The organism is Methylomonas rivi, from assembly GCF_024505165.1.
In the GTDB taxonomy this organism is placed as follows: domain Bacteria; phylum Pseudomonadota; class Gammaproteobacteria; order Methylococcales; family Methylomonadaceae; genus Methylomonas; species Methylomonas rivi.
This window is the reverse complement of sequence record NZ_JANIBK010000013.1, coordinates 1-12,076: the sequence shown is the minus strand read 5'-3', so window position 1 is coordinate 12,076 and position 12,076 is coordinate 1. Positions and strand designations below refer to the sequence as shown.

Annotated in this window: 13 protein-coding genes; 1 reads left to right on the top strand and 12 read right to left on the bottom strand. The window is 54.6% G+C overall.

All coding sequences use genetic code 11. From position 1 onward, the window contains the following. Positions 1-137: 137 nt before the first annotated feature. The 5 genes from NP596_RS04255 to NP596_RS04235 form a co-directional block, all read right to left on the bottom strand. Positions 138-1,124, bottom strand: a complete 987-nt coding sequence (locus NP596_RS04255) for an exo-alpha-sialidase (protein ID WP_256614007.1) — start codon at positions 1,122-1,124, stop codon at positions 138-140. 424 nt (positions 1,125-1,548) lie between these two features. Then, a complete protein-coding gene (locus tag NP596_RS04250) occupies positions 1,549-1,839 on the bottom strand; it encodes a cupin domain-containing protein (protein ID WP_256614006.1) in 291 nt (96 codons plus the stop codon). A gap of 54 nt (positions 1,840-1,893) precedes the next feature. Next, positions 1,894-2,892 carry a lipopolysaccharide heptosyltransferase I gene (gene waaC, locus NP596_RS04245; RefSeq protein ID WP_256614005.1) on the bottom strand — a complete coding sequence of 333 codons (999 nt, stop codon included), beginning with the start codon at positions 2,890-2,892 and terminating at the stop codon, positions 1,894-1,896. Between the two features lie 3 nt (positions 2,893-2,895). After that, the gene (gene waaF, locus NP596_RS04240; RefSeq protein WP_256614003.1) at positions 2,896-3,894 is read right to left on the bottom strand and encodes a lipopolysaccharide heptosyltransferase II; all 999 of its coding nucleotides are present in this window, start codon (positions 3,892-3,894) and stop codon (positions 2,896-2,898) included. Beyond that, positions 3,895-4,821 carry a branched-chain amino acid transaminase gene (locus tag NP596_RS04235; protein WP_256614000.1) on the bottom strand — a complete coding sequence of 309 codons (927 nt, stop codon included), beginning with the start codon at positions 4,819-4,821 and terminating at the stop codon, positions 3,895-3,897. It abuts the gene before it with no gap. Positions 4,822-5,232: 411 nt separating this feature from the next. Between NP596_RS04235 and NP596_RS04230 the strand changes: the two genes are divergently transcribed. Then, positions 5,233-5,424, top strand: coding sequence for a hypothetical protein (locus NP596_RS04230; protein WP_256613999.1), 192 nt, complete (start codon positions 5,233-5,235; stop codon positions 5,422-5,424). A 172-nt stretch (positions 5,425-5,596) separates the two neighbouring features. On the opposite strand, the gene NP596_RS04225 is transcribed toward NP596_RS04230, so the two are convergent. The 7 genes from NP596_RS04225 to NP596_RS04195 all read right to left on the bottom strand — a co-directional run. Continuing rightward, positions 5,597-6,088, bottom strand: a complete 492-nt coding sequence (locus tag NP596_RS04225) for a VOC family protein (protein ID WP_256613998.1) — start codon at positions 6,086-6,088, stop codon at positions 5,597-5,599. 179 nt (positions 6,089-6,267) lie between these two features. Beyond that, positions 6,268-6,966, bottom strand: a complete 699-nt coding sequence (locus NP596_RS04220; protein ID WP_256613997.1) for a response regulator — start codon at positions 6,964-6,966, stop codon at positions 6,268-6,270. Between the two features lie 24 nt (positions 6,967-6,990). After that, a complete protein-coding gene (locus NP596_RS04215; protein WP_256613996.1) occupies positions 6,991-9,729 on the bottom strand; it encodes a DUF4118 domain-containing protein in 2,739 nt (912 codons plus the stop codon). 103 nt (positions 9,730-9,832) lie between these two features. Next, entirely contained in the window at positions 9,833-10,363 is a 531-nt protein-coding gene (locus NP596_RS04210; protein WP_256613995.1) for a potassium channel family protein, read from the bottom strand. A gap of 51 nt (positions 10,364-10,414) precedes the next feature. Continuing rightward, positions 10,415-10,783 carry an IS110 family transposase gene (locus tag NP596_RS04205; protein ID WP_256613994.1) on the bottom strand — a complete coding sequence of 123 codons (369 nt, stop codon included), beginning with the start codon at positions 10,781-10,783 and terminating at the stop codon, positions 10,415-10,417. A 111-nt stretch (positions 10,784-10,894) separates the two neighbouring features. Then, positions 10,895-11,242 carry a hypothetical protein gene (locus NP596_RS04200; protein WP_256613993.1) on the bottom strand — a complete coding sequence of 116 codons (348 nt, stop codon included), beginning with the start codon at positions 11,240-11,242 and terminating at the stop codon, positions 10,895-10,897. A 2-nt stretch (positions 11,243-11,244) separates the two neighbouring features. Continuing rightward, on the bottom strand, positions 11,245-12,076 hold an 832-nt coding region (locus NP596_RS04195), incomplete at its 5' end, for a sigma 54-interacting transcriptional regulator (protein WP_256613992.1).

Sequence of the window (12,076 nt, the reverse complement as noted above, 5' to 3'; positions counted from 1 at the left end):
CCTAAACAGCCCATGTTTTTTTCCATTCAGCCAAGATTTCAAGCTTAAAGATTGTCAATATGCGTTAGCGTCATCACATAATCGGCCGGATCACTTTTATTGAACTATGTTAATTAACGAGTCCGGGTTACTAATTTTCAAATATCGTTCAACGCTCTAATCCGATAGCCCTGCCGGGTTTGCCAGGATAAATACAGCGTCTCCTTATCGGCCACCAGAAACGCATAATCGGCGGACTCCGCTGTTTGCCCGATTTGTTTGGGTTCCGACCAATGCTTGCCTCCGTCAATTGACAACAACAACTTGACCACGGTATTGCTGCCATCAAACTCAAGCCAGGTAATAGCTACCTGTTGACCGCTAACCGCTACATGCGGATGCTTGGCGCCGTTCCCGCCAAAATGCATGGCAGGCGAAAAGCTCAGGCCCCGGTCTTGCGAATACGCATAAAACAGACCTGGTTGCGATTCTTCCGCGCTAAACCAAGTTGCGTGATAGCCGCCGTCGTCAGCCACCGCCAAGGCGGGACCGTGATGCGGACAGGCATCGATCTTCCAATTCTCATGGCTCAAGCGCCTAACGTCACCGGGCACATCCCAGTCGGTAAACTTCAGCAAGGCATGGTCCCGAATCTCGCCCGGGAATACATGCCGCCAAATCACAAGCGGCAGATTATCTTTATCGATTGCCGTTCCCAACCTGCAGCATTCGCAGGTATGCGCCGCCGCAAGCTTATTGCTTTTAAAACTGTCGCCTTGAGTATCGGACCAGGCGTAATACAGCGCGGTCCCCAAATAATCTTCGCCCGCCTGCGTTGCCTTGACCTTGTCGCGCGCATCCAGCCAGGCCACAAATACTTCGCCATTTTCGCCGACAGACAAACTATCGAAGCGATGGCTGATCATCTCCAAATTGTCGTTAAGGGTAACCGGCTCGGAAAAAGTCTTGCCGCCATCCAGCGAGCGGCTGAACCGGATATGGCCGGTATGGCGCTTTTCCAGGCTGCGGGTCCAGGTCAGATAAATATTGTCTTGTTTATCCAGCTGAATTTTGGGGCGGTATTCGTCGTGCGCGATAACAGGCTCCGCTATTGAATTAACCATCACGGGATCGGAATAAGTCATGCCCTTGTCCACGGATGACTGTACAAAAATATGCTCGTTATGTACCCATGCCAACCAAAGCGTACCGTTCCGGGAAAAAGTAGCGGTAACCGTTTTCGAGCAATCTCTATTGGGGACGGCAATGTCCCGGCACGAATTTGACTGATCAACCGCTGTCGCCGCCATTGTGCCAATAGGAGTACCAGGGTTTTCAGCGCAAGCCTGCAGCAGTAGCATGCTGAAAAACAATAAACAACGAACTTTCATGTGCATTTTCCTAATGTATGTCAATGGAAGGCAAAGTGGAATCATCCGCAAAATAGCGATTACAAGCTTAAGCAAGTTTAGTACCTGAAGCAGACTTGGCCGCTCCGCACTCCAAAAACGTAAGTCGTAGGACAAAAAAAAGGCAACCTGGGTTGCCTTTTTAGTACGTGTTGGGTAATTAAATGCCGTCCGGAAAATCGTAGCTGTAATGCTTGCGTAATGGCTTTACCACTTCCCATTGACTATCAAGCCCTGCCGGAAACACCACCAAATCGCCCGGCAGGATACGCACCGGTTCGCCACCGGCGGGCGTTACCAGAATCTCGCCGTCCAGCACATAGGCGCACTCGGTTTCATCGAAGTCGATGGGAAATTTCGAGACTTCTTTTTCCCAGATCGCCCAGCCGGACACGCCGAGTTCTTGCAGGCGTTCTTCGCTGGGGTTATGTTCAATTTTAATTTGGCTCATGTCGTTAAATTAGCAAAGTTTTTGAAGCGTTGATTTTAGCATTCCGCGCGCGGCTTAACCATGCGTAAGCAAGGATTTCGCCGATTCGACCACAACCTGGGGCGGAATCTCGGCGATGGAAAAATCGTTTTTATTCAGTTTGAACGGATTCACACTGGATGGCGATTTCAGTACCCGGTTAATGTCGGTTTGATATACCCGGCTGACTGGGGTTGGACCGAACAAGGTAATCGATGGCCGATTCAGCCCCCACGCCATATGGGTGGGACCGGTGTCGTTGCCGATCAATAAATCCGCACGGGCAATCGCGGCTTTTAAATCGTTCAAACTCAGCCTGGGCAATACATTTGCGTCGCTGCGCTCCGCCAACCATCGTGCGCGCTGCAATTCCTTTTCGTTACCCCAACAAATCAGGTAATTGGCCGGCAAGCCTTGCATGACCCGCAAAAAGTGCTCGACCGGGTAATTGCGGCTGGGCCAGGTCGAGCCTATTACCAACAGAATATTCGGTTTATCCGTTGCAAACAAAGTCTCCAGACCTGCTTCGGCGGGCTTGTAATACAGAAAAGGCTTTTTATCCAAAATCTGCTGCCGCGTCACATTTAGACCCAAGGGCCGGGTCAAAACGCTAACGTTTCTATCTATGGTATTGGCATCGTAAGGACAGGCTATCGCTGTTGCATAAAGACTGGCGGCCCATTTTTCGCGGATGGAATGTTTATCGAAACCGACTGTATTCGCTGATAGCAGGCGGGCGACGATGGCCGACTTGATCAATCCTTGGGCGTCGATCACCAGATCGTAATGCTGTTGCGCGTAGCGTCTGATGTTGGCAAACTCGCGAAACAACAAGGTTTTGTCCGTCTTTAAGGCTTTTAAATTGACCGGCAGCACACACTCGATATGCGGATTATCGGCCAGCACCCCGGCAAAACCTTGTTCCACCACCCAGTCGATTCGCGCTTCCGGCAATGCCGCTTTAATGAACTGCAAGGCCACCATGGCATGCACGATGTCGCCCATCGCGGACAGTTTGACGATGGCGATTTTCATGGCTTAGTGAGGAATAGCGGCGATCACCCGCTCCGGCGCGATGTCGGTCAAACATTGGGTATGGCCCAACGGGCATTCGCGTTTGAAGCACGGCGAACAGTCCAGCTTTAGCGTGATGATTTCCGCGTCCGGGTGTAAGGGCGGCGTGAAACCGGGATCGGAGGAACCGTAAAGCGCGATGAGTTTTTTATCCAGCGCCGCCGCTACATGCATTAATCCCGAATCGTTACTGACCACCGCATCGGCCAGCGACATCAAATCCACCGCTTCGGCCAGATCGGTCGAGCCGGCAAAATTCCGGCAGACCTGTTCGGACAACGCGTTGATTTGTTCGGCGACCACTTTATCCTTGTCGGAACCCAACAGCCAGACTTGCCAACCTTGTTGATGCATGTGCCGGGCAACCTTGGCAAAATGCTCTATCGGCCAGCGCTTGGCGGGACCGTATTCGGCGCCGGGACACAGCGCCAGGATTTTCGTTTCGCTATTGGCGGCAAATTTAGCGGCAACCGCTTGCTGTTGCTCCGGGCTGATCGCCAACCGGGGAAAGGGATAGTCCGATATATCACAGCCGGCCAGCGCCACGAAACGCTGCACGGTCATGGTAAGACGGCTTTTGTCCAGCAAGCGGGCATCATTCAACAAGCCGTAACGCATTTCGCCGACATACCCGGTTCGCCGGGGAATACCGGCAAAAAACGGGATCAGCGCGGATTTCCAGGAATTGGGCAGCACAAACGCCCGGTCGTATCGGCGGCTTCGCAAACCGCGGCCGATGCGCATGCGTCCCAACAAATCTAACTGGCCGTGCCCCAAGGTCATGGGGATAGCCTCGCGGATTTGCGGCATGCGTTGCAGCAGTTGCAGCGACCAAGCGGGCGCCAATACGTCGATCCGGCAACCCGGATATTGTTGCTTGAGAACGATGAACAGGCTTTGCGCCATGACCATGTCGCCGACCCAGGACGGGCCGACCACCAGGATGTTAAACGGTTCCTCCACTTATGAAACGGGTGTCAGCCAGTCTTTGTGGTCGGCGCGGCGGCCGTGCACGTAATCGAAATACAGGGTTTGCAATTTTTCGGTGACCGGGCCGCGGCTGCCGGAACCGATGTCGCGGTTGTCGTATTGGCGGATAGGCGTCACTTCCGCCGCCGAACCGGTAAAAAAGGCTTCGTCGGCCACGTACACTTCGTCGCGGGTAATGCGTTTTTCGATCACTTCGTAGCCTTGCTCGCGGGCAATGGTAATCAGCGTGTCGCGGGTAATGCCTTCCAGCGCCGAGGTGGTTTCCGGCGTATACAGTTTGCCGTTGCGGACGATGAACAGGTTCTCGCCGCTGCCTTCCGCGCAGAAGCCTTCGTGGTCCAGCAACAAGGCCTCGTCGTAACCGGTGGACAGAGCTTCCTGCAACGCCAAAATGGAGTTGATGTAGTTACCGTTGGCCTTGGCTTTGCACATGGTGCTGTTGACGTGATTGCGGGTATAGGACGAAGTGCGGATGCGAATGCCTTTTTCCATATTCTCGGCACCCAGATAAGCGCCCCAGGTCCAGGCGGCAATCATGACGTGCACTTTCAAGTTGTCGGCGCGCAGGCCCATGCCTTCGGAACCGAAAAACACCATGCTGCGGATGTAGGCGCTATCGAGGTTGTTTTTCGCTACCGCATCTTTGTGGGCCTGATTGATCTCGTCCTTGTCGAACGGCATTTTCATGTTCATGATGTGCGCGGAGCGGTACAGGCGGTCGGTATGTTCGGCCAGCTTGAAAATCGCGGTGCCGGCATCGGTTTTATACGCCCGCAAGCCTTCGAACACGCCGCAACCGTAATGCAAGGTATGGGTCAACACGTGGACTTTGGCATCGCGCCATGCAACCCACTGTCCGTCTAGCCATATCCAACCGTCTCTGTCATCCATCGTTTTCATCATCTGAACCTGTGTATCTTGTGTGAGAGTGTAATTAGTAAGTTTCAGCCGCAGCCATGGCGAGAATTGTACTATAGCGCCGCTGATGACAATAAATAGAAAATTGGCCGGTTTAGCCGGTTTGACGCCCTGGTTCGGAATATTTCAAATTTTGCGTGATTGAGCGATTCGCTCGCGGTATCCGCATGTCCGTAGAACCGTGAATGCGGGCTGGATTTTCCGCGCGCGGGGAACAGAGCCCGCGACTATCGATGACAACAAGCTTGCATGCAAGATACGGGCACGTGGCCTCGTTCATTGTTTCCTAAACAGACACAAACAATCAATACGGATAACTATTGTAAATAAAATATAACCGCTTATAGTTGATACGCACTCACATCAACGACTGAAATCAGTCTAGGCGGTAAAATGAAGATACCCAATAAGCTGTATAGAAAACTCGCCTTCGGTTTTGTATTTATCATCGGGTTACTCGGCTTGCTGCCGCCGGAATTCGTGTTATCTACGCTGTTGTTTATTGCCGTGACCTACGGCGGTGTGTTGGCGATTAAACTGGCTACCGCGCACGACTTGAAAATCAAGCGGGAAACCAAAACCTAAGCCGCCGGCCGTTCGAGGCGCTTATAAGACCAAGCGCCTGTTTGAACCGCCGGCTTGTGTAGCTTTCGGTCACGTTTTCGCCGATTTTGACCAAGTCTTTGCCGCATGTTCCGCTGGCGCAAGAATCGGGTTCGTGGCGGCAATTTGCTCCAGCACCCTTCCCCAGCTTTCTTCAAAGCTCATGGCCGCAAGCCGCATTGGCCGCGAAGAAAGCTTCCATGCGGCTTTGAAATTCGCCGGGATCGACATCTTCGACATGACTGGCGATCAGCCAATGATGGCCGAACGGGTCCACCAGCGAACCCATGCGGTCGCCCCAGAATTGGTCGGCCAACGGCATGGTTTCCTTGGCCCCGGCCGCAAGGGCTTGGGCAAAGGCGGCATCGGCATCGGGTACATACAGATGCAGCTTGACGGTGCTGCCGCCCAACGTTTCCGGGGCCGCAACAGGACCGTTGGCATATTCGTCGGAAATCATGAAGTGGGAATCGCCGATAGTGAATTCGGCATGGGCGATGCCGCCTTCCGGCATATTAAGGCGCATGACTTCGCCGGCGCCGAAGGCTTGCCGGTAAAATGCCAGCGCGGCCGCGGCGTCCTTGACGATCAGATAAGGGGTCAGCGTGTGATAACCGTCGGGGATGGGATTGATAGCTGTTGACATAAAAGTGCTCCCGGTGTTGAAAAATGGGGGTTCAAAGGGGTAATGGCCGCCAGTCGAATGGCCGGCTAACGGATTCTATCAGCTTCATCGCAATTCCACACCCTCCTCTCCGCGCGCCTGTTTCGGTGTACCCCGCTTGGCGCCGCAAATTCAAACGGGCTTGTCTCGCTTGACGCTTTTTACCAGGCTTTCAGCCGATAACCGACGCCCGACTCGGTCAGCAAAAATTTGGGCTGGGTGGGGTCGGCCTCGAGTTTTTGGCGCAGCTGGCTCATGTAGATGCGCAGATAATGGGCATTTTCCCGAAACGACGGCCCCCAGACTTCGTTGAGAATTTGTTGATGGGTCATGACTTTGCCGGCGTTTTTCACCAACACCGCCAGCAAGCGGTATTGGATGGGGGTGAGATGAACTTCCCGGCCGTCGACGCTGACGACGCGGTTGCTAAGGTCCACTTTCAGGTTGCCCGCCATGAATACATTATCCTGGCCGGACTCCCGCGGTCGCGTGGCATGGCGCAAGGCCACCCGTATCCGGGCCAGCAATTCGCCGAAACCGAACGGTTTGGTCAGATAGTCGTCGGCGCCGGCATCCAAGGCATCGATCTTCTGCTGTTCGCCGCTGCGCGCCGATAATATGATGATGGGGACCGCCGACCAGGCCCGAATGATCCTGATGGCTTCGACGCCGTCCATGTCCGGCAAACCCAGGTCGAGTATCAGTAAATCGGGCTTACGCACACCGACTTCGACGATGCCTTGCTTGCCGGTGCCGGCTTCGAAAACGTTAAAGCCGTGCGTGGTCAGGCTGGTGCGCAAAAAGCGCCGGATGGACGGGTCGTCTTCCATGACAATAATCACGGGATCGGTTTTAGCCATGGCAAAACATCCTTTGGGATGGCGTCATTCTTCCGGCTCCACGCTGGGGGGCGGTTGATCCAGCGGCAAGGTAAAAATGAATACCGCCCCGCCTTCGCTCCGGTTTTTAGCATAAATGCGGCCGCCATGCACTTCGACAATGGCCCGGCAAATCGCCAATCCCAGGCCGACGCCGCTTTGCGCCGTCTCGTGGCGGCTTTGATAGAACTTTTCGAACAGGCGTTCTTCCTGCCCCTTGGGAATGCCGGGGCCATGATCGGCCACGGCGATTTCCACCGCCGCGTCGGCGATTTCCGCGCTAATCTCCAGCCCGCTGCCGGGCGGCGTGTAACGCACGGCATTCTCCAGCAGATTGATCAGAACCTGTTCTATCATCACCGAGTCCGCCAATATCATCGGTATGCCTTCCGGCAGCTTGACCCTGACCGGTCTGCCGGTCAATTGGTTGTGCAATAGCGTCAATACCGTACCGATGATTTCCTCCAGCGGATACCATTGCTTGTTCAGTTCCAACACGCCGGCCTCGAGCTTTGCCATGTCCAGAATATTGTTAACCAGATTCGACATCCGCTCGGCCTCGTCGACGATGCCTTGCACAAGCTCCAATCTATCCCGGGCTTTTAATTTTCCTTCGTCTTGCACGATGGTGCTGGCCGAGCCGACAATGGTCGCCAGCGGGGTACGCAAGTCGTGGGAAATCGCGCTAAGCAGGGAGTTGCGCAAGCGCTCGGCTTCCATCTGCATTTGGGTGGAGCGCGCATGTTCCGAGAAGCGGATTCTGGATACGGCCTGGCCGATCTGGCGCAAAAAGGTTTCCAGCAGTTTTTGTTGCTCGGGCAGAAACACCCGCCGCAGATTGACCGGCAACAAGGCCAAAACGCCCAATACCTTGTCTTCGTTATAGATGGGAAAATAAACCGCCGTGGCACCCGGCAAGGTATTGGTACCTTGGCCGGCGATTTCGTTATGGTCGAACACCCATTGCGCGACGCTCAGATCCGCGCCCGGCAACGATTCGGCTATCGCCGGCCGCCGGGGAAAAACCACGCGGCCGCTGCTATTGGGGAACAGAATCGTGTTGGGGCTGCTGAATTCCGAATATAAATGCTTCACCGCGATGCCGACGACCTCGTCTTCCGATTGACTGCTGCTCAACTCCTTGCTCATCGAATACAGCGCCGCCGCGCGCCTTTCCCGATGCGCGGCCACCTTGGCCTGGGCCCGCACGTTGACCATCAAATTACTGATGACGATGCCCACCACCAGCATCGCCAGCAAGGTAATCAAATACTGGCTGTCGGCCACCGAAAAGCTGTGATAAGGCTGTACGAACAAAAAATCGAAACAGCCCACGCCCAGCACGGAGGCCAAAATGGACGGCCCGCGGCCGAAGCGGGTGGCGACAAAGACCACGCCCAACAAATACACCATCACCAGATTGGCCAGTTCAAGATGCCCGAACATCAACCGGCTCACGGCCGTGCTCAACAGGGTCACCGCAATGGCCCAGACATAGCCGCCGTAACGCCGCTTGGTCTTGGCGGGAATGCGTTGTTTTAGGCCGGGTAAGGGACTTTTACCGAATAAGGTCAATTCGGACTGCAATTCCGCCCGCCCCCTCGCTGACGGACTGCCGAGCAAATAAATATTGATATTGTGGGCATGGCTGATCAGCACATCGACCACCGATCCCAACAGCCAACGCCGCCAACCGCGCCGGCTGGGTTTACCGATCACGATTTTGTTGATGTTGCGTTCGCGCGCGAAACGGATCAGCGCGCCGCTCATTTCGGGCGCGCTGAGGGTCACGGTTTCGGCGCCGAGTTGTTCGGCCAAGCGCAGGATGCGCAACACGCCGTCGCGCTTTTCGGCCGGCATGCGCTGCAATTGCGGCGTTTCCACATAAGCGACGATCCATTCGGCGCGCAGGCTGTTGGCCAAGCGCTTGCCGGCCCGCACCAGGCGTTCGGCCAATTCGTTGGGGCCGATGCAGACCAGGATGCGATCGCCGACCTGCCAGACTTCGCGTATGGCGTTGTCTTCGCGGTAATCCAGCATCTGCGCGTCGACGCGGTTGGCCGTTTGCCGCAACGACAGCTCCCGCAAGGCAATCAGATTCCCCTTGCGGAAGAAATGGTCCACCGCTTCCTGGGCTTGTTGCGGCAGATACACCTTGCCTTCTTTCAGTCGAAGCAACAATTCGTCCGGCGGCAAATCCACCAGCTCCACTTCGTCGGCGTCTTCGAAAAACGTGTCCGGCACGGTTTCCCAAACCCGGATACCGGAAATCTGGCCGATGTCGTCGTTCAGGCTTTCCAGGTGCTGGACATTCAATGCGGTGTAAACATCGATGCCGGCTTCCAGCAATTCATGGATGTCCTGCCAGCGTTTAGGGTGGCGGGAACCCGGCGCATTGGAATGCGCCAGTTCGTCGACCAGAATAATGCCCGGCCGGCGTTTCAGCGCGGCGTCGATATCGAACTCGTGAAGCACGGTGCCTTTGTAGTCGATTTTCCGCGGCGGCAGCACTTCCAATCCGTCCAGCAGGGCCTTGGTTTCCTTGCGGCCGTGGGTTTCCACAACGCCGATCACCACGTCCAGGTTTTCGGAACGCCGCTCCCGGGCCGCCAGCAGCATCGCAAAGGTTTTACCGACGCCGGCCGCCGCGCCGAAGAATATCTTCAGCCGGCCGCGTTTGGCCCTAGCCTGATCGCGTTCGAAGCGTGCCAGCAGTTGGTCGGGATCGGGGCGTTCTGCGTTCATCATCGCCTTCTATTGTTAGCTTTATCAGATGGGGAAACCCGTGCAAGGTAGTTAAGATCGGCGTTGCCAATGTCAAGCGGGACTTTTTCAAACCTTAACATAATCATGCCGACTCTTTGAACGCTTCACCAATGGTTCGGTTAGATGCTTTGGTACAGCCGGTATTGTTTAGCAATAACTTTTGCAACACTTCCATGCGCAATTGCAGTTGGGCCAACTCGTCCAGAATCAGTTCATGGCTACCTTGTAACCGGTTGATCACAAATTCATTGTTTGCCGGAAGATTTGCCGAGAATTCGGCATTTCTGCCGATTAAAATTACCGACACCAACGCGGTAAACAACGAGAACAATACCAAACCAAGCAAGATCAATCCTGCCGCTAACAAACGCCCCAGAAACGACGCTGGCACCACATCGCCGTAACCGACATGGGTCATCGTCACCCAAGCCGACCAAATGCCGTCCAGCGGGGAATGAATGTTGGTATCTATCAGAAACAGCAACATCCCGACCACCAAGGTGGCCGCCAACGATAGCAATACCAAATAACCCACGTGCTGGCATTTGAACAGATCGGCACGCAGGCGGTTGGCCCAATGTAACGCTTGATAAAAATCAGTTATTCCACTCATGATATTGTCTCCCGATTTACGGTTTTAATGAGGCTTCGGATATTCGCACGATCAGATCATGCGTTCGGCGCAACAGGCCAAGAGATAGGCTCGGCGCGAATTTGCCTGAAATACAGCTGTTGTCGAATCTCTCGGTAACCAATTCAAATGCAGCCTTAAGCCGGCGTTAGACATCAACACTACTTCCACGCCAGCGATGCCGCTGATGAATTTCACCAATTCAAATACTCTCGGGTTAGCTGGATTCAGGCAGATTTTCGGCCGGTCGCAACGTTCGTTAATGAAGCGCACCAAGGCTTCGAATTCGGCGAGGGTGTTTTTGTAGGGTCTGGAAAAAACAGTTTTCCCATCGCACCACAAAACCGCTATCCACTCATTTTTATCAGTGTTGTCGATACCTACGTAACTTCGCTCGTTCATGGGCTACCCCAGTCGTTGAAAACGCCCACAGTTTATGGATTAGCTCGTAAAAAATTCGTTAAAATCGCGTCCCGGAAAATAAAAAAAGTATAAATTTTCGCGGCACGCTACCTATAGGGATGGTTTTATATCCAAACTATGATCGTGAATTATTTTGCCGTTGGACAAATCGCAAACGACAAACCAATCCGTGCCGTCGCGCATCTGGATTTGATAGCGTATCCAGAACGTTTTCGGCTGCGGTAACACACGTAATTCGTCGATCAAGCCAGGATGCAATCGTAGCGCCTCGCGTTGACAAGCTTCTATATTTACTTTGCTCGGCGGCAGTGCATGGCGATCGGCTGTGTTGGAATCGGCGGCCGACGGTGCTGCTAATAGAAACAGCAAGCCACATCCGTATTGCATCGATACTTTACATGCGGCATTCGCAAGGCTGAACCCGTTCGTTTTCTTCATGATCAGAACACCAATTGCAATTCCTTGATCTTGCGGGTCAGGGTGTTGCGGCCATAACCCAGGCGCTTGGCGGCCAGATAACGGTGGCCCTCGCATTGCGCCATCGCGGCCCGGATCAACACGGTTTCGAAGATGGCTTGGGCATCTCTGGCGACATCGTTTTTACCGGTTTGCAACTGCAGTCTAGCCCAATGCATCAAGACTTCATGCCAGTGCGCCCCTACTGCTCCGGCCTGCAATTGAGACATTTCCGCTAGATCGCCCAAGCGGATTTCCGAGGTATTCCCCATCAGGGCCAACCAATGGCATACGTTTTCCAGCTGGCGTATATTACCGGGCCACTGAAAAGCCTCGAGATACGAGCGCGCCTCCGGCATCAAGACCTTAGTAGGCTCGTGGAGAGACTCGGCTGCCTTCTTCAAATAATGCTCCAGCAGCAACGGAATGTCCTCGCGGCGCTCCCGCAACGGCGGCATCCGCAGGCGAATGACATTAAGCCGATGAAACAAGTCTTCGCGAAACCGCCCCTGCGCAACCAGTTGCTCCAGGTTTTGATGGGTGGCGGTAACGACTCGAACATCGACCCGCGCCGGAGAGTACGCACCGATCGGATAAAACTCGCCGTCCGCCAGCACCCGCAACAAACGGGTTTGCAGTTCCAGCGGCATGTCGCCGATTTCGTCCAAAAACAAGGTGCCGCCGTCGGCCTGTTCGAAACGCCCCGCGCGCCGCCCGACCGCACCGGTGAACGCGCCGCGCTCATGGCCGAACAGTTCCGATTCCAGCAAGTCGCGGGGAATAGCCGCCATGTTCAGCGCGATGAACGGTTTGTCG